This is a genomic window from Paraburkholderia oxyphila NBRC 105797 (genome assembly GCF_000685075.1).
Lineage (GTDB): Bacteria > Pseudomonadota > Gammaproteobacteria > Burkholderiales > Burkholderiaceae > Paraburkholderia > Paraburkholderia oxyphila.
In genome coordinates, this window is sequence record NZ_BAYD01000124.1 from 1 (window position 1) to 19,113 (window position 19,113).

The following is a 19,113-nucleotide window of genomic DNA, read 5'->3' on the forward strand; positions in this document are numbered from 1 at the left end:
GGTCTGTTCCCCAGTTTTTAGCAATTACGTTCTACGAAATATATAACTCAAGACCTCACTGGCATTACGCCGACATTAAAATTTTATTATTTAGATTTCAGGCAAAATTCCGATGAAAATATCGAGACACGGTGGCGATGAAAAACATCGCCAGGATGGATGAATTAAAGAGTGGATATTTTTCCTGATTCGGATCGTTATCGGCGAATACTACCACTTGGGATGGTCATTATCCTTGATCCAGCGCAGGAAGCTTCTGGCATCGAAAGCACGGGGCGCGCATGGCGAAGCAGAAAAAAACTCGGTAATTTATTCACTATCGGCCATTATTCGTGGCGCTTTGGAAAACTGTATCGGGTGCGTCCTGCGGCACGCCATCAATGCAAAAGCAAAAACGTTCTGCGCGTAAAGACTCACGCCAGAACAGAAAAGAACAGAAAAGAAATGGCACTGCGGCGGCGCATTTTCATGCACCGCCGCAGCTATCCGCCCGGTCACATCATGATTTCATTCACCCATCAAACCCTACCCTTCCACGGCACCGCCACGCGCTCGATATAGCGCATCAGCATGTCGAAGCACAGCGCGAAGAACCCGATCACGATGATGCCCATGATCACGACGTCGCTGGAGAGAAACTCCGCGGCATTGAGCACCATGAAGCCGAGGCCGCTCGTGGACGCCACCATCTCCGCGGCCACCAATGTCGTCCAGCCCACGCCGATGCCGATGCGCATGCCCGTGAAGATTTCCGGCAGCGCGGACTTCAGGATCACATGCCAGACCACCTGGGTGCGCGTGGCGCCCATCGAATACGCCGCGTGAATCTGCTCGATCGAAACCGAGCGCACGCCGGCACGCGCGGCGATCGCGAGCGGTGCGAAGATCGCCAGGTAGATCAGCAGGATCTTCGAGAACTCGCCAATGCCGAACCAGATGATGATGAGCGGCAGATACGCGAGCGGCGGCAACGGGCGATAGAACTCGATGGGCGGATCGAATACGCCGCGCGCGAAGCGCGAGACGCCCATCATCACGCCCACCGGAATCGCGGTCACGCAGGCGAGCGCGAAGGCGCCGAACACACGCAGCAAGCTGATGCCCGTATGCTCCGCCAGCGTCGAGTTCGCGAAGCCCTGGGTCGCGACGAAAATGAACTTGTTATAGACCGCCTGCGGCGAAGGCAAGAACAGCGGCTTGACCCAGTGCCAGTAGGTGGCCGCGAACCAGAGGCCGAGCAGCGCCGCAATCGTCACGAGGCTCGTCAACGCGCTGCTGCCCTGGCCGGGCACGCCGAACGTGTCGCCGGGCCGCACGGGACGTTTTGCGAGCAGGCGGGCTCCGCGCCCCGGTTTGCGCGGCGGTTGATACGTGTCGTCCGAGTGTGCGTGCAGGATATGAAGCGATTTCAGACTAGCCATGAGAGACCTCGGCTTCGGCGTCGTGCATTCTCTCGTCGCCGTAAATGATGCTGAGCACGCGCTCGCGCATCTCGATGAAATCGGGGCTGGACTTGATCGCGCGCGCGTCGCGCGTGGCGAGAAAGCGCCGGTTGAAATCCAGTTCGTAGGTATGCGTGATGCGGCCCGGGCGCGGCGACATGACGATCAGCCGGCTCGCGAGGAACAGCGCCTCCTCCACGCTGTGGGTGATGAAGAAGAACATCTTGTTGGTATCGCGCCAGACGTCGAGCAGCAACTCCTGAATGGTCTCGCGCGTGAGCGCGTCGAGCGCGGCCATGGGCTCGTCCATCAGCAGCATGGCCGGATCGCAGGTCAGCGCGCGGGCAATGCCCACGCGCTGCTGCATGCCGCCCGAGAGCTGATAGATCATATGTTTCTGGAAGTCCTGCAAGCCCACGAGCGCAAGATTGCGCACCGCGATCTCGTGGCGCTTCGCCTTGCCCACGCCCTGCAGCTTCAAACCGAACTCCACGTTGTCAATCACGTTCAGCCACGGCAGCAGCGCATGCTTCTGGAACACGACGCCGCGGTCCGATCCGGGCCCCGCAATGGGCGCGCCGCCGAGCAGCAGCTGGCCTTCGCTCGGGGCGATGAAGCCCGCCATCAGCGAGAGCAGCGTGGTCTTGCCGCAACCCGAGGCGCCCAGCGCCACGACGAAGTCGCCGGAATGAATGGTCAGATTGATACGGTCGAGCGCATGCACGGTCTGCCCACGGGCGCGGCCCGGGAACATCACGCTCACGTCCTTGACGGTCATGGTTTCCATGATCTCTCCTCGCTTTCCTCATTGAAGCGCCGCCGCATGCGCGGCGGCCTGCGGCAGGTTTATCGGAGCTTCATGGCCGCTTCGGCATAGGCCGGCGTCACGAACTTCGCATAGTCGGGCAACGTGTCGCCAATCTGCTTCTGGTTCTTCAGGAATGCAGACGTATCCTTGAGCGCGAACGCCGCGCGGCTCGTCTCGCCGCCGCCCAGCCATTGCGCCGAGGCCTGCTCCTCGATCGTCGGGAACGCGTAGAGCGAGAGCGAGGCCGGCACGTCGGCGGGCGTGCCGCCGATCATCTTCGCGATCGCCGCCGCCTGCGGCGAGCCGGCCGTCCATTGCGCCGTATGCGCGCGATACTGGGCATCCGCATCGGCAATCGCCCGCACGAACTTCGCCATGAAATCCTTGTGCTCCTCGCCCCACTTGCGATCCACCGCGATGCCGTCGAACGTAGGCTTGCCGAGCTTCGACAGGTCACCCGAGGTGATGAGCACCTTGCCGCTCTTCTTCAGTTCCGCGAGCGCCGGATCCCACACGTAAGCGGCATCGATATCGCCGCGGTCCCAGGCCGCAACGATCTGGTTCGGCTGCATGTTGAGGATCTTCACGTTCGACGGGTCGATGCCCCAATGCTGCAGTGCGAACATCGTGTGATAGTGGGTGGTGGAGACGAACGGCACGCCGATCGTCTTGCCCTTGAGATCGGCCGGCTTCGTGATGCCTGAGCCGTTGCGCACGACCATGGCCTCGGCGTTGTTGATGTTGTCGAGAATCCAGAACAGCTGCAGGTCGACGCCCTGGCTCACGGCGGCTGCCAGCGGGCTCGAGCCGATCACGCCAATTTTGACGTCGCCCGAGGCCATCGCGGTGGCCACTTTCGCGCCCGATTCGAACTGCCGCCAGTGGATCTTGTAGCCCGTGGCCTTTTCGATGGAACCGTCGGCGATGGCGACGACCCACGGGTCCACGATCTGCTGGTAGGCGATGGTCACTTCCTTGTCCTGCGCCTGGGCGGGCTGGACCACGGCACAGCCTAGCGCGGCAAGCGCGAACGCCGTGGCGCAGCGCAGCGCGCGGGCTAAGCGGTACGGCCATTTCTGCAATCTATCGCGGTTCATGAGCGGTCTCCAGATCCGTGGCGCCGTATTCGTGTCTGTGCACGCCGATCGTGCATCATCAGAGGGATTCTTTCGAATCGCCAGGCACGGCGTGAAATGAGTATCGACATACAAAAATCGGGCGCGTTAGTACCAGACGGAGACGATCGTTGAGTCCACGCGCGGGCGCTTTTCGTGTGCACATTCGGTGGCCGTCGCGCCCGACCAGACCCTCGCCGACTGTTCATCCGCCGATTGTTCCAGCAGGCGAACAATCCCCGTCGCCATCGATAAAAAATCGGGGGCGCGCGGTGCTATCATCGGCATCATTTTTCCGGTTTGGACGGCAGGAAACGCTCGCATGGATACGCAGAAAGTCGAGGCGCTCTGGATGCATCTGCACTGGCTGAACGTGCTCGCGGCCCAGGGCAGCTACACGGCGGCCGCGGCGCGCCTGGGCGTGAGCAAGGCGGCCATGAGCCAGCGCATTGCCGAACTGGAGCGCGTGGCCGGCGTCGCGCTCGTGCAGCGCACCACGCGCAGCGTGCGTTTCACCGAAGCCGGGCAACGGCTGGTGGAAGAGACGCGCGACGAGTTCGAGCGCATCGCGGCAAGCTTCGCGAGCGTGCGCGAGCTGGCCGAAGTTCCGCGCGGCACCGTGCGTGTCACGGCGCCCGTCGCCTTCTCGCGCCAGCAGCTCGTGCCGCGTCTCGCGCAGTTCGCACGCGCGAACCCCGAGGTACGCGTGCAGCTCGAGCTCTCGGACCGGCTCACCTCGATCGCCAGCGAAGGCTTCGACCTTGCGATCCGCCATAGCGCGCAAGTGCCGGAAACGCATGTGGCGTGGAAGCTTTGCGACGTCCACTCGGTGATTGCCGCGACGCCCACGTACCTGAAGAAGCACGGCATGCCGAAAATACCGGCCGATCTTGCGGCGCACGACTGCCTCTACTACCCGCGCGCGACGGGCTCGGGCGTGTGGTCGTTCGAGAAGGCCGGCCGCCGCGCCGGGCAGCCGCGCGTGAGCGTGACCGTGAACGGCCCGCTCGCGGCCAACAACAGCGAGGCGCTGCGCGACGCCGCGCTCGAGCATCTCGGCATCGCATTGTTGCCGGACTTCACCGCCCATTCGGCGTTGCAGGCGCGCAAGCTCGTCGTGCTGATGACCGACTGGCGGCCGGTGGGCACGTTCGCCTCGCAGCTGTACGTGGTGCGCCCGTATGGGGTACACGTTCCGCGCGCGGTCGCGCGATTCATCGAATTCCTGCGCGAATCGTTCGAGAGCGGCTTCCCGCTCGAATGAGCGTCGCCGACATTGCGCCTGCGCGCGCGATAACGCTTCGCAGGCCTTGATAATTCACAGGCTTGCAAAGCGGTGACGCTCAAGGCACCGCTGTGAGCCAGCGCACGAACCAGTCCACCGCGAGGCGCGTCACTTGTTCGAGCGTCCCCGGCTCTTCGAAGAGATGGGTCGCGCCAGGCACGATCTCGATGCGATGCTCGCAGGTCAGGTGTCCGGCGGCCTTGCGGTTCAAGCCGATCACCGTCTCGTCGAGCCCGCCGACGATCAGCAAGGTCGGCGCCGCGACGCAAGCGAGCGCGGGCCCCGCAAGATCCGGCCGCCCGCCCCTCGACACGATGGCGCCCACGCCAGGCGCCTGCGCCCCCGCCACTAGCGCGGCCGCGGCGCCCGTGCTCGCCCCGAAGAGTCCCAACGGCAGCGCCGCGAGGTCCGGCCGTGCCGCCAGCCACGTCAGCGTGCCGCCCAGGCGGCGCGCCAGCAGCGCGATGTCGAAACGATACGCGGCGCCGATGCTGTCGTGCCGCTGCTCCTCGGGCGTCAGCAGATCGAACAGCAGCGTCGCGAAGCCCGCGCGATGCAGGCCCGCCGCCACCTGCCGGTTGCGCGGACTGAACCGGCTGCTGCCGCTGCCATGGGCGAACACGACCATGGCCCGGGCCGAGTCCGGGATCTCGAGCGTTCCGCCAAGCGTCACGTCGTCGACTCGAATCTCCACCTGCAACGTTTGCATATCTCCCTCCACAGGCCGATGCCGCGCAGCCCATCGCGCGAAGGCGCGCGTCACACTGCCGACGTACGCCGCGCCGCGCGTTGTGGAATCCGCACCCCATCGGCCCTGAAAGCGGGGCCGCATCGGCCTTGAATGAATGCTGCCGCTAACTGGCGCAACCAAGCTGCCCGGCGAGTTGCAATAGATCGTCCACAACGAAATCCCATGCCTGCTCGGCTGTGAGATCCGTCGTCTGGTGCGCGCCGTGTTCGGTGGGGCGCGCGACGAATGCCGTCGATAAACCCAGCCGGCGCGCGGCGGCCAGATCGCCGTTATGGGCTGCAACAAGGCACAGTTCGGCCGGTTCGAGCCCGAGAATCTCCACCGTCTCGCGGTAGACCTGCGGCGACGGCTTATAAGCGCGCACGACCTCGGCGCCAAGAATCGCGTCCCATGGCAAATCGGCGCGTTTGGCGATATCCACCATCAGCCGAATATTGCCGTTCGACAGCGGCGCGATGATAAAGCGCTGCTTCAGGCGATAAAGCGCCTCGACGGCATCGGGCCACGGGTCCAGGCGGTGCCAGGCCAGATTGAGCGCATCGATCTGCGCGTCGGGAACGCCGGTGACCCCAAGCCGGTTCAGGACTTTGACGAGATTCTCGCGGTGCAGCACGTCGAGCCGCACGTATGGCCTGCGCCCGCTGCGCACTTCTTCCATGGCGGGCGAGTATTCGCGCCGCCACGCATCCGCGAATTCGAAGGGGTCGAAGCCCGGCGCGTGCCGGTTCAGAAATGCTTGCGCCTCGCGCGCGACGCCGCTGCGCCAATCGACGACCGTCCCGAAGACGTCGAACACGAGTGCCTTGATTCCGGTTGAATTCGTCATGTGTGAGAGAGATTACAAAATGCCTTCATTGAATATGCGCCAGCGCGTGGCCACGCCCCTGCTTCGCCGGATTGAACTGCGGGCCCGCAGATCGAGTCATTCAAGGTATCGCTCTTGCTATCCAGAGTGACTCCGTTCCACCAAAGCGAAATCATGTCGACGACTCAGCCCACCAGCGCATCCCCCAATCCGCCGGCCAACGCGAGGCTGGCCTCGCATCCGCACGGCGCGCCTTCCTCGGCGGCCGGCAAGCACCCGGCCCCGCCCTGCACGCTCGTGATCTTCGGCGCGGGCGGGGACCTCACCAAACGCCTGCTGATGCCGGCACTGTACAACCTTGCCGTCGATGGCCTGCTCGACGATGGCATGAAGATCATCGGCGTCAATCACGGCGAGCGCGAGACCGGGCCATGGCGCGAGGATCTGCACGATGCACTGCAGAAGTTTGCGGCCGACAAGGCCAGCACCTTCCACGCCGGCAAGCTCGACGATAGCGCGTGGAACTGGGTCGCGCAGCGCCTGCACTATATGGCGGGCGAATTCGAGGACGACGACACGTACCAGCGGCTCGCCCAGCAACTCGGCGGCGACGCGCAAGGCAACGTGGTGTTCTATCTCGCGGTGGGCGCGCGCTTCTTCAAGCCGATCGTCGAACGTCTGGGCAAGGCCGGTCTGCTGAAGCAAGACGGCAACGGCAGCGGCCCGTTCCGCCGTGTCGTGATCGAAAAGCCGTTTGGCGCCGACCTCGCCTCGGCGCGCGATCTGAACCAGCATATTCTGGGCTTCGCAGATGAATCGCAGATTTATCGCATCGACCATTTTCTCGGCAAGGACACGGTCCAAAGCATCCTCGCCATCCGTTTCGCCAACGCGATGTTCGAGCCCATCTGGCGCCGCGAATATATCGACAGCGTGCAGATCACGGCTTCGGAAGTGATCGGCGTGGAAGGCCGCGGGCGCTTCTATGAGCAGACCGGCGCGTTCCGCGACATGGTGCCGAACCATCTGTTCCAGTTGCTCTGCATGGTGGCAATGGAGCCGCCCAACTCGTTCGACGCCGAAGCGGTGCGCAACAAGAAGGCCGAGATCTTCGACGCGATCGAGCCGCTCACGCCCGGCGACGTGGTGTTCGGGCAGTACGGCACGGGGCCGGCGGGCGTAGCCTACCGTGACGAGCCCGAGGTCGCGAAGGACAGCCAGACGCCCACGTACGCCGCCGCCCGCGTGCATGTCGACAACTGGCGCTGGGCGGGCGTGCCGTTCTATTTGCGCACCGGCAAGCGGTTGGCCGCGCGGTACACGGAGATCTCGTTGCAGCTCAGGCGCGTGCCGTTTCGCCTGTTCCGCGATACGCCTGTCGACGCGCTGACGCCCAACGTGCTGACACTACGCATCGACCCCACGCACGGCACGAGCTTCGATTTCAGCGTGAAGACGCCGGGGCCGGTCATGCAGATCGGCGCGGTGCAGTCGTCGTTCGATTACGATGACTTCTTCACGGAGCAGACAAACATCGGCTACGAAACGCTGCTCTATGACTGCATGCTCGGCGACCAGACGCTCTTTCAGCGCGCCGACAGCATCGAAGCGGCATGGGCCGCGGTGGACGGCGTGCTGCATCCGAAGGACGGCGCGGCGGTGCGCGTGCAGGCGTACGCGGCGGGCAGCGAAGGCCCGGCCGAAGCCCAGGCGCTGCTCGCGCAGGACGGCCGCGCGTGGCGCGCGCTCACACCTGGCGAACCCAAAAAGAGCTGAACTAACCAAACCAGCGCGAATACCATCGCACTGCATGTACGACCAACGGAGGATCGAGTGACCAGGACAACAAGCGCGGCGAAAAAACCCAAAGCAGGCGCATCGGCGAAGACGCAAGCCAGCACGAAGAGGAGCACCCGGAGTCGCGCGCCCGCATCGCGCGGCGTCGAGAACATTCTCGCCATCGACATAGGCGGCACCGGACTGAAGGCGGCGATCATCGACGCGAACGGCGCCATGCGCAGCGACCGCGTGCGCGTTCAGACGCCGCATCCGTGCCCGCCTGGCTTGCTCGTCGACACGCTCGATGCGCTCGTCAAGCCGCTGGTCGCGCAGTATCCGCCCACCCATGTGTCGATCGGCTTTCCCGGTTTCGTGCGCGACAACCACGTGCTCACGGCGCCGCATCTAGGCGTGGAAGGCTGGAGCAACGTGCCGCTCGCGCAGATGCTCGGCGAGCGCCTCGGCAACCCTTCGGTGCGCCTGATCAACGACGCGGAAATGCAGGGCTTCGCCGCCATCGAGGGAAAGGGCCTCGAATTCGTCCTCACGCTCGGCACGGGCGCGGGCACGGCGATGTTCCGCGACGGTGAGTTGATGCCGCACCTCGAACTCGCCCATCATCCGGTCAGCAAGAAGCACGCGTACGACGAATATATCGGCGACGCCGCGCGCCGCAAGGTCGGCAACAAACGCTGGAACCGGCGCATCGAGAAAGTCATCGGCATTCTCGAATCGCTCGTGCACTACGACAAGTTGTGGATCGGCGGCGGCAACGCGGCGCGACTCACTTTCAATCTGCCTCCGAATGTGGCGACCGTGCCGAACGAGCGCGGTATCGAAGGCGGAGCGCGTCTGTGGCACCCGCTTTCGCTGCGCGAGACGCGGCAGCATCCGGAAGCCACGCAGCGCACGGGCGTTTTCAAATGACCGCCCCGGCGGTCATCGCGGCATTGGCACGGCTTTAGCGTGGCGCCGCGATACCGGGCACATCGACCTCCGAAGCCGTGACGACGCGGTTGCGCCCCATCGCCTTCGCCAGGTAAAGCGCCGCGTCGGCGCGCGCCATTGCGCCTTCGAGGGTGTCTGCCGGCGCGATCCGCTCGACGCCGGCGCTGAAGGTGCAGCGCACGCCGTCGTCGGGTACGCGCTCCAGCGCGAGCCGCAGCGCATTCGTCAGCGCCGCCGCGTCGCTCTTTCGCGTGCCAGCGAAAAGAATCGCGAACTCCTCGCCGCCCAGACGCCCGAACAGATCGCATGCGCGCATCTGGCCCAGCACCACCGAGCCGAAGTGCGTCAGCGTCCGGTCGCCGACGGCGTGGCCAAAGCTGTCGTTGATGGACTTGAAATTGTCGATGTCGAGAATGGCGATGGAGAGCGCCGTGCCGGTCTCCCGCGCTTCGGCAAGCAGGGCCCCCGCTTTCTCCATGAACGCGCGGCGCATGAGCGCGCCCGTGAGTTCGTCGATCGTCGCGAGCCGTTCCATTCTTCGGACCAATTGATCGTGCGCCAGCATGACCATGCCGATCGACATGCATGGCGACGAGACGATCGCGAGGCCGAGCAGCACGATGTTCCAGGGCGACGGCTGCACGAACGTGACCGGCGGCACAAGGCCGAAGACCACCGCGCCGGCTCGCGCAAGGTGGCTCAATGCGCCGAGCCAGGCCGACACCGCGACGAATCGCGCGGCATAGCGCGCCCCCGCATGCCGCGCGTGCCGCAGCGCCAGGGTCCCCACGGCGATCCGTCCATAGGCCAGCACGACGGACAGGCAAACGACCCTCGCCTCGATGCTCGGCAAGACGCACGTGAAATACACCATCGCGCCGTAAGCAGCGGCGAAGGCGGCAGACTCCGCGCGCCGCGTGGGCTGCATGCCGAAGAACTGGCGCGTGCCCTGCAGAAGCACCGCCACCGCCACGATCGTGATGAACGATATGGAGACGATTGCCAACGGACGCGGCCGGTCGCCGGCGAACAACACCGCCGACGAAGCCACGGCGAGGAGCGCATAGGCCACGCACCAGCGGACGACGCCCGGCACCGCCGTGCGGCGCAGCGAACCCAGGATGGCCACGCTCATCGTGCAGGACACGACCAAGATCCCGAATAACGCGAGGGGGCTGAGCATGAGATCGGGCCTGGTGGAAAAGGACGATGAATCAGGATGTTCGAAACGACACCCCGAAAACGAAAGTAAATTGAAATACCATTGCAGCCTTTTATTAAGGCGGCAATCGCGCTGTCGCGGCGAAGACGTATCGTATCGCAGGTCTGCGTCGGGAAAATACCATGAGACCGTGGCGGTGCCCGATCAAGACACGGAACCCAATCTGCTGCTTGACAGAACTCACTCGCTCTCTTGGGTGCCGCGCAATTTATTAAGGATTACAAATAAACTTGAATATAATAGCGCGCGCCAATCACCTGACCATTGAAGGCGGCTTGAATCGATCGGGCTTGCGGGGGAAAAACTACTGGGGGTCCAGGCTCGGATCGAACGCCCTTTCACCTCTTGCGTTCTGCTCGGCCATGGCGTGCGAGAGCAAGGTCCTCGCTTCGCTGTTCGACGCGTCAATGGTCAGCGCATGGCCCGCATTCTGCCACGCGCAAATCCAATCCGCCTGGCGCGCGCACAGGCGTGCGTTGCCAAGCAGCGCGTCGCGCTCCTGCTCGCGGGAGACCAGTTCGGCATGCATTTGCCGCGCCTCCCCGTTGCCGGGCTGTTCGGCCAGCGCGGTCATGATGGACCTGCGGGCCGGGCCGAGATTGTTCTTGTCGAGACTGACTCGCGCAATGGCAAGATTGCGCGCGACGTCGGCGTGCGCGCTCACCTCGTGCTTCATGCCAGCAGCCTGTTCGTCAGGCTGACTCTTGAACAACGCTGCGTCCCGCTGGGCGGCTTCCGTGTGCGGAGGCGGCGCCACGGCCTCGGTCGCCGGAGGCGGTGCGTTCGCGGTCTCGGGCGGCGGCATAGGTACAGCCACCGGAGTCGGCATGGGCCCGGGCGGCTCGGAGTCGTGAGCGGACGCGTCCGCCACAGCGTTTGCGGGCCCCTTCACCGCCAGCATCGCCGGTTCTTTTTGCGTCCCGAGCACGGCCCCCTGGGCAACCTGGGCTTGCGCCGCCATTTCCCGCGCATGGTGATGCGAGTGCACATAAGCGGCGACGACAAACACGCATGCGGCCACACAGCCGAACGCGTAGAGGTACAGACGTCCGTGGCGCGCCCCGTGGGCCTCGTAGGGACGAGCAGCCCGCATCGCCTGGCGAGACGATGCGCCCAGCAGGCTCGCGCCGCACCGGGGACAGAAATTCGATGGCCTTTCGAGCCTTGCCCCACAACTGGAACACTGCCGCGGGCCCGAACTGGCGTGGCCTGGTTCATTGAGCATTGGAAATGCTACGGCTTCGATGGATTGGATGGACTGCCGCTGCCCCAAGGCGTATTGCAGCAGATGGCGACGTCATGAAAATCGGTGTCGGACACCGTGAATCGTTGAGTCGTGGTGGAAATATGCATCTTGAATATGGACTACTTCACCGCGAAGATCAATCGGCGGGTCGCCGAGCGTGACGGATCTGTAACGTCCCTGTTTCGCGGCAAATTCGCGGCAAATCGGCGATGGTCGTGAGCGCGGTCCCGCCCCAAAACGCCCCAAAATCGTGGGCTTCATCGCTATCAATTAATATGTTGCTCACACAACGTTCGGATTCCTTTTTATTTTTAATAGATAGAAATTGACAGATGGCCAGATGGCACTGACTCACGGCAACGCGCGCGACCGCTTGAATTAGCGCACGCGCAGCAAAGATCCAGGCGATGGGATGGTGCGTCGCAATAACTGAAACATGCCGAAAATACGGGCTCGCGACGAACATCGGGTTTGATTGGCGATCGGATCTGGCGAAAAATCAGGGCCTGTACCGATCCCGGGATGCGTTCGGCATACGGCCAGCAGCCGTCCGTTCACCCGTGGCGCTGTGCCGGAAGTGCGCAGGTCTGCTCACCATTCGAATGTTCGAGCATGAACGCCATTCGGATGGGCGTTTGTAAGGGAATCTACTGAGTGTTCGTGCAATGGTCGACGTGCGACTCTATGTCTCAGTGCCATTCCCTATGGAGCCAGGCATGCAAGCTGAGACGCTAAAGAATGCAAGGGTCGCCGCTTTTCTGAATCGGTCGGCGCTGTGTCTGCTGTTGTTGCCAGCTGCGTGCCTTGTCTGGGCACTCCAGGCGTACTCGCCACAGGATGCATGCTGGCTTTGCTTCTCGCTGGCTACCTTTTCCTGGCCTTTCGCTGGCGTCCTGTACTTAGTCTCAGCAGGATTCCACGTCGACACCCCCGCTCAGCGTCTCGAGAAGGACGCCGGATTTCGCGAGGCGCATGGGCACTAAGCCTGTGTGCCGCGCAGCCGGGTAGTCCGCTGTAGTTGCTCGAGCGAAAACCCTCTGGAAACAGGTGGTTTTCGAGCGGAGGCTGTTTAGCCGCCGTTCGTCCAACGGACCACGATCTGTGGCCCGTTGGGAATCTGGGCAAACATGGCGGACCTTCTTGCCGCGCCAGCGACGTTCGACGTTTCGCCGAGCCAATACCGCTTCGTCGACGGCAGCGGTAGAAGCCATACGCCCGTGACGGCCACAGCCGTCATTACGGCACCGTGGCAGCCGCAATGACAAGCGCTATTCGACTTCGCTCTGGTCGCGCATTGCAGTGCTCGCCGTGGGCGTGCCCCACTTCGCCACTCAGAACCGGTGGGTCATGCCTATCCCGGCCAGAATCTGTTTGGTGCCCGGCGCGCTAACGGTGATGCCCGGCCAGCTAACCGTCGAACTGCCGTTGTTCTTGATATAGCCGGCGCGCGCATAGAGGCTCGTTCGCTTCGACAGCGAGTGATCGACGCCCACCTCGACGCCCGGTGCGTTGTCGTGCACACGGCGCACGTCGCGCTCGGTGAAGGCGATTTCGATCACGTCGGCCGAGCTGGCCTGGATCGTGGCGCCCAGTTCCGCCGTGCTGCTGGAATGAAAGGTCCCGAGCAGCGCAGCCAGCGATCTGGCCGGAGGATTATCCGCGCGCTGGTAGGTATAGTTGAACTGCAGGTTCACGATACCGATCCGCCAGGCGAGTGCCCCGATGAAATGCTCCGTTCCCAGCAGACTCAGCGGGCCGGGCAATCCCGCAATGGTTTGCTCTCCAGAATGTTGATTGACGTAGGACACGCCTGCGTACAGTCCGTAGCCCGTATAACTCGCCCCCACGTTCAACATATTGCCGCCCGTCGATGGCGTGGGTTGCGTGACCGTGGCCGAGAACGCGTACATGCCGTACAGCTGCACACCATTCAAATTGGGCGATTGATACAGGATCGAATTGCTTGCGCGCCCATTTCCTGATTGTGTCGATAAGGTATTGCGGTCCACCGCCAGCACGTTGGCCGACATCGGAGACAGCACTTCATTCAGGCGAAATGGATCGGTCGGGTACAGGACTCTAAAGCTCGGCACATACTGGCGGCCAAACGTGAGCGAGCCGAATTTCTCGCTGTTCAGCCCGACCCACGCCTGACGATAGAAGAGCGACGTCGTATCGGCGAACAGCGTGCCATTGTTGATGTTGTAGCCTCCTTCGAGATCGAATTGGGCCGCGAGTCCGCCGCCCAGATCTTCCGTTCCCTTCAAGCCGAACAACGAGCCGCTCGACCCGCCGCTTCGTTCCGAAAAGGCGTGCGCGCCCCCGTTGTCGAGGTACTGCATAAACGTATCGGCCACGCCGTACAACATGACGCTCGAATCCGCCGCGGCGGCATTGCCGGCGGCAAGAACGAGTGAACTTCCGAGAACGCCCGTAACGAACAAACGCATGCATGTCTCCTATATCTTTATGTCGCTTTTAGTGGACGATCAGACGCGTCCCCTGACAGGAATGAGCGCGCCCGTAATGGGCGATGCGGCCTCCGACTGCAGAAAGACGATCACGCGCGCGAGTGCCGCGGCGTCTATCCAGCGAGTCGCGTCTTCGTCGGGCATCGCGGCGCGGTTGGCTGGCGTGTCGATGATGCTGGGAAGCACGGCATTGACCGTGATGCCACGGTCCTTGAACTCCTCGGCCATCGCTTCGGTCAGCCGTGCGACGCCCGCTTTCGACGCCGCATAGGCGCCCATCCCGGTGCGCGCCTGGCTGGCCGCGAGCGCGCCCACGTTGACGATGCGCCCGGCGCCGCGTTGCAGCAGGTGCGGCAGCGCGGCCTGCGAGGCGGACAGCGCGCTGCGCACGTTGAGCGCATACATGCGGTCCCAGGTTTCGACATCGCCGCTTTCGACCGTTTCCCAGACGAAGCCACCCGCCACGTTGACGAGGCCATCGAGCCCGTCCAGCCGCTCGGCCACCGCTGTCAAACACGCTCTCGTTGCGGCGGCATCGGTCAGATCGACGCCGCCCCAGCTCGCTACCCCCTCTTTCAAGCCGGCTGGCTCCGACGCCTTATCGACGAGCGCCACCTTCGCACCCGCCTCTTCCAGCACGTTCCCGACTGCAATGCCGAGCGCACCGAAGCCTCCCGTCACGACAATGCGCTTTCCTTCCAGTACCTTGCTCATGCAAACTCCATCTCTCTTTGGACAAGTATTGATTCCAGCGTCGATGCTTGCGCGCGTGGCTCAGCGGGTGGAATCCGCAGCGCCGTCGAGCGACATCTCGACCGCTGATTCGTCGCTATAGATCTGGCCGCCGAATTTCAGCGCGCTGTACTCTCGGCTGGACTGACACAGCGGATAGAACATCTGGTGATTCCAGCGCTCCGCCCCGAACAACTGATCGTCGCGCAAGCCCACTTCCGCGGGGTACTGGCGCGTAATATGAGCAGTGCCAAACAGTACGTCCCAGAAAAACAGCAGATTGCCGAAGTTTCCCTTGTAGTGGCCGATGCCATCCACATTGGTAATCGCGTGATGCGCGCGATGCGTGGCCGGCGTGGAGATCGTGCGCTCGACGATCCACATGAGCGGGTGCAACGCACGGATCCGGTATAGCGGCGCATCCCACGCCCAGGCGCAGTGAGCGCCCAGAATGACCGCGAGCTTGACGACGACATAGGCGGCGTAGACGCTACCGAAGCCCAGGTACAGCGTCACCGCGCCAACCCACAGGCCCGGCATCATCAGGTAGTAGAAAAAGTTGTTCCGGTACGTAATGCGGATGCTCATATAAGACGCGGAGTGATGGGCGCGATGCAGCGGCCAAAGCAGCGCGGAATGCGAGATCCGATGCCACCAGTACTGCATCATGTCGTCGCCCACGAGCAGGATGGCGGTCATCGCCCACCAGGGGAGCGTGGACCAGGCATTGCGAAGGTGAGGCGCGAACCGCTGGCAGAGCGCATCGGTCACCAGCACGATGAGCGGCTGCGTGAACACCAGCAAGCTGAGGGACATCAGAAGCTCGAGCTTGGTGTCGTTGCTGGTGGCATGGACGGTGTCGCGATAGCGTTTGCTGATGATTTCGGCCATGGCGAATCCGGCTATGGCGATGGCAATCAGCAACCAGGTCAATTTCTGAGGCATACGATATGGGCCAGGTTGGGAAGGGATCGGTGGTGAAGTGCGGGCGCGCGCAACGGCTTGCGTGTGCGGCCCGGTCACTGCATGATGCTGAAGTCAATCCGATAAGACTGTTCAAATCTTGTCGATTCAGGGCTAATACCGATACCTGTTCACCATGCAAGTCTTTTTCGACAATCCGTGGTTTGGAAGTCTGCCCAGAGAGGTGGCCGATGCGTTGCTGGCCTGTGCCCGGCCTCTGCGCCTCGCCCAGGGCGAAGTGCTGTTTCGGCAAGGCGATCCATTCAAGGAATCGCGCGACGGCTTTTTTGGCGTCGCCAAAGGGGCGATCAAGTTCTTCGTGATTCACCCCGATGGCAACGAGGCGATTCTGACCATCATCGAGCCCGGCAACTGGTTCGGCGAAGTGATGCTGCTGGCCCGGCATCCCCGGACCACGACAACCGTGGCGCTGGAAGATACCGAGCTGGTGGTGGTCAGCGCGGAGGACTTTGAAGCGATGATGCAGAACGCCGCCTTCGCGCAAGCCGTGGCCGTGATGGAGGCAAGACGGCTGTTGGGCGTGTTCGGGCTGCTCGCCGACATCGCATTGCGAAGCACGCGCACGCGGGTGGCGCGCCGTCTGCTCATGCTTGCCCGTGGCGACCTCACACAGTCGAGGAGCGATCATCCGGTCATCGGCACGTCGCAGGACAACATCGCCATGATGCTCGGCGTCAGCCGCACGACCCTCAACAAGGAGCTGCAGGGGTTGGCGAAAATGGGGGCCATCGAACTGCGCTACGGCAAGATCGAAGTGAAGGACATGGGCCTGCTGATCGAAACGTCCAATGGCGTTTGAGCGCGTGGCAGGTCAATCGTTGACACGCGGGCCCATTGATTGACGCGCTGGCGCCCGTTCGGCGGCCCCATGCCACCAGACCACTGCGGCCGCGATCGATAACGCGCCCGCAGCCATGGCGCTCATGTGCATGCCCCGTGCAATCGCGTGGCTCGCGGAAAGCAGCGTTCCGCACCATGCCACGCCAAGCGCCGCGCCAACCTGGCGTGCCGCGTTCAGCACGCCCGCCGCAATGCCGGCGCGGCGATCCTCCACTGCCGACATGAGCGTGGCCGTCGTCGCCGGCGTGATCAGGCTCGCGGCCAGGCCGATCGCCGGCAATGGCAGCGCGAGCAGCGCATATGGGGCCGCCGCGCCAACGCCAGCAAGACCGAAAAATCCCGCGGCGGACAGCAGGCAGGCGCCGGTCACGAGGCACTTCGCCCCGAACCTGCCGAGCGCGCGCTTCGAGAGCAGACTCCCCACCGGAACCGGCAGCGTCAGCGGCAGGAACGCCAGGCCCGCCTGCATCGGCGTATAGCCCTGTTGCCGCTGCAACAGCAAGCTCAATTCGAAGAGGAGTCCGTAGAACGTGAACGCCGATACCATCGACACGAAAACGCCTCCCGCGAAGAGCGGCTGGCGAAACAGGTTCATCGGTAGCATCGGTTGTGCACACATCGTTTCTATCACGACGAAGATCACGCCTGCCGCGAGCGCGCCGACGGCAAGCGGCGGCTGCCAGCCGTACGCGGGTACGTCGATGACGAGCACGTTGAGCAGCCCCAATGCCGCAATGCCCGCTGCCTGGCCGGCGAAATCGAACTTGCGCGCAGCGGCCCCGGCCCTTTCGAAAGGGGCGGCGCGCCCCACACGCAAGGCCAGCACCATGGCCGCCATGCAGATCGGCACGTTCGCCAGAAAAATGCTGCGCCAGCCTGTGAAACCGACGAGCATGCCGCCGAGCAGCGGCCCCGACGCCATGGCAATGCCGCCCAGCCCCGCCCACAGGCCGAATACCGCTGCGCGTTCGCGCGAGCCCGTCCACGTATGGCTGATGAGCGTCATGGAAGCGGGCACCAGCAGCGCGGCGCCCCCACCCTGCAAGCTGCGCGCCGCTATCAGCATCGGCAAGCCGGGCGCACAGGCGCACAGCGTCGACGCCACCATGAAGCAGGCAAGGCCAGCGATATAGACATTGCGCGCGCCAAGCCGGTCGCCGAGCGTGCCGCCCGTCAACAGGAGGCTCGCGAAAGTCAGCGTGTAGGCGTTCAGGACCCACTGCAAGCCGGACACACCGCCCGCCAGATCCATCCCGATGCGCTCGAGCGCGAGATTGACGATCGACGTGTCGAGAATGACGATCACGTAGCTCAGGCACGTTGCCATCAGCACCCAACGTTGCTGCGCAGTGTCGACGATGCGGTTGTTACTGCGTTTGTCATTGCGGTTGTCATTGCGGTTGTCGATGCCGCTGTTCGTCCGGCTCTTCATGCGCTTCTCCACTCGCGGGCTCCCTTTGCGATGGTCGGTCGACCTGGCTGTCCGTCACCAGTATCGAAGATCGCTGCGGACCGATGCTTCGATGCCTGTCGAAGCATGCGCGCGCCGATTGGCGATATGCTGGCGTCGAGTTCCGGGGGCTACGATGAACCATTCACCCAATCTGTCTTCCACCGCATTTCTGATCGCCGACGCCGCGCGCGCCGCCATGCTGATGGCGCTGGCCGACGGCCGCGCACGGCCGGCCGGCGAGCTCGCGTTTGCCGCGGGCGTGACCGCGCAGACGGCCAGCAGCCACCTCGCGAAGCTGCTGGACGGCGGCCTGCTCGCGGTCGAAAAGGAAGGGCGTCACCGCTATTACCGGCTCGCGGACCCGCGCGTGGCCGAGGTACTAGAAGGCCTGGCGGCCATCAGCGCGAGCCGCAGCGTCCGCCGCAAGCCATTGGGCGGCGAAGCGCAGAAGCTGCGCTTCGCGCGCTGTTGCTACGATCACCTCGCCGGGCAGATTGGCGTGGCCGTGACGCAATGCCTGATGGAGCGCGGCTATCTCGCGCTGGGCGGCGAGCGCAGGCTCGATGTGACCTCGGCCGGCGCGGCCTGGTTCGGCAATCTCGGCCTCGATGTGGCGACGCTCAAGCCAGGTCGCCACGGCATCGCGCGGCAATGCCTCGACTGGACCGAGCGCCAGCATCACCTCGCCGGCCCGCTTGGCGTACGGTTCATGACCCTGCTGTGTGCCCGGGGCTGGTTGCGGCGCACGCCATCCTCACGGGCCGTGCAGGTCACGCCGGATGGCTGGGCCGCATTGAAGAGCGAATTGGGATTGACGCCCGGAGAGGTCGAGCGTCTCGCGGAAGAAGAAAGCGGCACGCCGGCGCGCGCGTAATCGATCCGGCCGCGTCGAACACTATCCGGCCGAGCCTGCGCCGTGCGGGTCGTCGGCGTCGTCGTCAGCGTCGCCGAGCGTGTCGGGATCGATTTCGAGCACGCGGCAGACATCGCGCACGAATTCGTTCATGGCGGCCAGGCATTCGGGGCTGCGCGGCGGAAAATCCTCGGGATTCTTCTTGCCCTGCGCCCGCCTGATCGCGCGAATGCTGGCCTCCAGTGCCCGCGCTTCGGCCCAGATCGATGGGTTCTCGGGAGGTTTCGGATGTTCGCACGCCATGCCCTGATTGACGGCAACGGGCACGCAAACTTTAGAGGCGTGCAAGGTTCTAGCGACGGTGCGGTGCAGCAAAGCG

General features: G+C 63.9%; 19 protein-coding genes. 6 read left to right on the top strand and 13 right to left on the bottom strand.

The window, feature by feature from the left end; genetic code table 11:
- The first annotated feature begins 171 nt into the window (after window positions 1–171).
- Complete coding sequence (locus tag BO1_RS59845; RefSeq protein WP_156992703.1) at window positions 172–561, top strand: hypothetical protein; 390 nt, start codon at window positions 172–174, stop codon at window positions 559–561.
- Here the strand turns inward: BO1_RS59845 and BO1_RS41680 are convergent.
- Genes BO1_RS41680 through tauA form a run of 3 tightly spaced genes read right to left on the bottom strand, consistent with a single transcriptional unit; the run spans window position 519 to window position 3,347 of the window.
- Window positions 519–1,421: an ABC transporter permease subunit gene (locus tag BO1_RS41680; protein ID WP_043288742.1), complete on the bottom strand. Its 903-nt coding sequence runs from the start codon at window positions 1,419–1,421 to the stop codon at window positions 519–521. The two genes, BO1_RS59845 and BO1_RS41680, sit on opposite strands and share 43 nt — an antisense overlap.
- Window positions 1,414–2,229, bottom strand: a complete 816-nt coding sequence (locus tag BO1_RS41685; protein WP_028222630.1) for a taurine ABC transporter ATP-binding protein — start codon at window positions 2,227–2,229, stop codon at window positions 1,414–1,416. The genes BO1_RS41680 and BO1_RS41685 overlap by 8 nt, the downstream gene beginning before the upstream one ends.
- 59 nt (window positions 2,230–2,288) lie before the next feature.
- Window positions 2,289–3,347, bottom strand: coding sequence for a taurine ABC transporter substrate-binding protein (gene tauA / locus BO1_RS41690; protein ID WP_052409805.1), 1,059 nt, complete (start codon window positions 3,345–3,347; stop codon window positions 2,289–2,291).
- A 340-nt stretch (window positions 3,348–3,687) separates the two neighbouring features.
- Here tauA and BO1_RS41700 point away from each other — a divergent pair, with 340 nt between their 5' ends.
- Window positions 3,688–4,629, top strand: a complete 942-nt coding sequence (locus tag BO1_RS41700; RefSeq protein WP_028222633.1) for a LysR family transcriptional regulator — start codon at window positions 3,688–3,690, stop codon at window positions 4,627–4,629.
- A gap of 79 nt (window positions 4,630–4,708) precedes the next feature.
- Here the strand turns inward: BO1_RS41700 and BO1_RS41705 are convergent, their stop codons facing one another.
- Together BO1_RS41705 and BO1_RS41710 are read right to left on the bottom strand one after the other, a co-directional pair.
- Window positions 4,709–5,359 (bottom strand): dienelactone hydrolase family protein, encoded by a 651-nt coding sequence (locus BO1_RS41705; protein WP_028222634.1) that lies wholly within the window; start codon window positions 5,357–5,359, stop codon window positions 4,709–4,711.
- 145 nt (window positions 5,360–5,504) lie between these two features.
- Complete coding sequence (locus BO1_RS41710) at window positions 5,505–6,227, bottom strand: haloacid dehalogenase type II (protein WP_028222635.1); 723 nt, start codon at window positions 6,225–6,227, stop codon at window positions 5,505–5,507.
- Window positions 6,228–6,380: 153 nt separating this feature from the next.
- Here BO1_RS41710 and zwf point away from each other — a divergent pair, with 153 nt between their 5' ends.
- On the top strand, window positions 6,381–7,982 hold the full coding sequence (gene zwf / locus BO1_RS41715) for a glucose-6-phosphate dehydrogenase (RefSeq protein WP_043288753.1): 1,602 nt from the start codon (window positions 6,381–6,383) through the stop codon (window positions 7,980–7,982).
- Window positions 7,983–8,156: 174 nt separating this feature from the next.
- Complete coding sequence (locus tag BO1_RS41720) at window positions 8,157–8,912, top strand: ROK family protein (RefSeq protein WP_043288754.1); 756 nt, start codon at window positions 8,157–8,159, stop codon at window positions 8,910–8,912.
- A gap of 34 nt (window positions 8,913–8,946) precedes the next feature.
- On the opposite strand, the gene BO1_RS41725 is transcribed toward BO1_RS41720, so the two are convergent.
- The 6 genes from BO1_RS41725 to BO1_RS41755 form a co-directional block, all read right to left on the bottom strand.
- The gene (locus BO1_RS41725) at window positions 8,947–10,080 is read right to left on the bottom strand and encodes a GGDEF domain-containing protein (RefSeq protein ID WP_245644046.1); all 1,134 of its coding nucleotides are present in this window, start codon (window positions 10,078–10,080) and stop codon (window positions 8,947–8,949) included.
- Window positions 10,081–10,459: 379 nt separating this feature from the next.
- A complete protein-coding gene (locus BO1_RS56700) occupies window positions 10,460–11,164 on the bottom strand; it encodes a hypothetical protein (protein WP_156992705.1) in 705 nt (234 codons plus the stop codon).
- A 373-nt stretch (window positions 11,165–11,537) separates the two neighbouring features.
- Entirely contained in the window at window positions 11,538–11,867 is a 330-nt protein-coding gene (locus tag BO1_RS59850; protein ID WP_156992707.1) for a hypothetical protein, read from the bottom strand.
- A gap of 865 nt (window positions 11,868–12,732) precedes the next feature.
- Window positions 12,733–13,851 (bottom strand): porin, encoded by a 1,119-nt coding sequence (locus tag BO1_RS41745; protein ID WP_028222641.1) that lies wholly within the window; start codon window positions 13,849–13,851, stop codon window positions 12,733–12,735.
- A gap of 39 nt (window positions 13,852–13,890) precedes the next feature.
- Complete coding sequence (locus BO1_RS41750; RefSeq protein ID WP_028222642.1) at window positions 13,891–14,586, bottom strand: SDR family NAD(P)-dependent oxidoreductase; 696 nt, start codon at window positions 14,584–14,586, stop codon at window positions 13,891–13,893.
- A gap of 60 nt (window positions 14,587–14,646) precedes the next feature.
- Window positions 14,647–15,549, bottom strand: a complete 903-nt coding sequence (locus BO1_RS41755) for a sterol desaturase family protein (RefSeq protein WP_028222643.1) — start codon at window positions 15,547–15,549, stop codon at window positions 14,647–14,649.
- A gap of 154 nt (window positions 15,550–15,703) precedes the next feature.
- Between BO1_RS41755 and BO1_RS41760 the strand changes: the two genes are divergently transcribed.
- Window positions 15,704–16,387, top strand: a complete 684-nt coding sequence (locus BO1_RS41760; RefSeq protein ID WP_043288744.1) for a Crp/Fnr family transcriptional regulator — start codon at window positions 15,704–15,706, stop codon at window positions 16,385–16,387.
- A 12-nt stretch (window positions 16,388–16,399) separates the two neighbouring features.
- On the opposite strand, the gene BO1_RS41765 is transcribed toward BO1_RS41760, so the two are convergent.
- A complete protein-coding gene (locus tag BO1_RS41765) occupies window positions 16,400–17,860 on the bottom strand; it encodes an MFS transporter (RefSeq protein WP_218002854.1) in 1,461 nt (486 codons plus the stop codon).
- A 154-nt stretch (window positions 17,861–18,014) separates the two neighbouring features.
- On the opposite strand from BO1_RS41765, the gene BO1_RS41770 reads away from it, so the two are divergent.
- The gene (locus BO1_RS41770; protein WP_028222646.1) at window positions 18,015–18,755 is read left to right on the top strand and encodes an ArsR/SmtB family transcription factor; all 741 of its coding nucleotides are present in this window, start codon (window positions 18,015–18,017) and stop codon (window positions 18,753–18,755) included.
- Window positions 18,756–18,776: 21 nt separating this feature from the next.
- Here the strand turns inward: BO1_RS41770 and BO1_RS55020 are convergent, their stop codons facing one another.
- Window positions 18,777–19,109, bottom strand: coding sequence for a hypothetical protein (locus BO1_RS55020; protein WP_245644047.1), 333 nt, complete (start codon window positions 19,107–19,109; stop codon window positions 18,777–18,779).
- Window positions 19,110–19,113 lie beyond the last annotated feature (4 nt).

Coding starts and splice junctions, on each gene's coding strand:
- BO1_RS41680 (WP_043288742.1), bottom strand. CDS start 1,421: ATGGCTAGTCTGAAATCGCTTCATATCCTGCACGCACACTCGGACGAC.
- BO1_RS41685 (WP_028222630.1), bottom strand. CDS start 2,229: ATGGAAACCATGACCGTCAAGGACGTGAGCGTGATGTTCCCGGGCCGC.
- tauA (WP_052409805.1), bottom strand. CDS start 3,347: ATGAACCGCGATAGATTGCAGAAATGGCCGTACCGCTTAGCCCGCGCG.
- BO1_RS41700 (WP_028222633.1), top strand. CDS start 3,688: ATGGATACGCAGAAAGTCGAGGCGCTCTGGATGCATCTGCACTGGCTG.
- BO1_RS41705 (WP_028222634.1), bottom strand. CDS start 5,359: ATGCAAACGTTGCAGGTGGAGATTCGAGTCGACGACGTGACGCTTGGC.
- BO1_RS41710 (WP_028222635.1), bottom strand. CDS start 6,227: ATGACGAATTCAACCGGAATCAAGGCACTCGTGTTCGACGTCTTCGGG.
- zwf (WP_043288753.1), top strand. CDS start 6,381: ATGTCGACGACTCAGCCCACCAGCGCATCCCCCAATCCGCCGGCCAAC.
- BO1_RS59850 (WP_156992707.1), bottom strand. CDS start 11,867: ATGTTCGTCGCGAGCCCGTATTTTCGGCATGTTTCAGTTATTGCGACG.
- BO1_RS41745 (WP_028222641.1), bottom strand. CDS start 13,851: ATGCGTTTGTTCGTTACGGGCGTTCTCGGAAGTTCACTCGTTCTTGCC.
- BO1_RS41750 (WP_028222642.1), bottom strand. CDS start 14,586: ATGAGCAAGGTACTGGAAGGAAAGCGCATTGTCGTGACGGGAGGCTTC.
- BO1_RS41755 (WP_028222643.1), bottom strand. CDS start 15,549: ATGCCTCAGAAATTGACCTGGTTGCTGATTGCCATCGCCATAGCCGGA.
- BO1_RS41760 (WP_043288744.1), top strand. CDS start 15,704: ATGCAAGTCTTTTTCGACAATCCGTGGTTTGGAAGTCTGCCCAGAGAG.
- BO1_RS41765 (WP_218002854.1), bottom strand. CDS start 17,860: ATGAAGAGCCGGACGAACAGCGGCATCGACAACCGCAATGACAACCGC.
- BO1_RS41770 (WP_028222646.1), top strand. CDS start 18,015: ATGAACCATTCACCCAATCTGTCTTCCACCGCATTTCTGATCGCCGAC.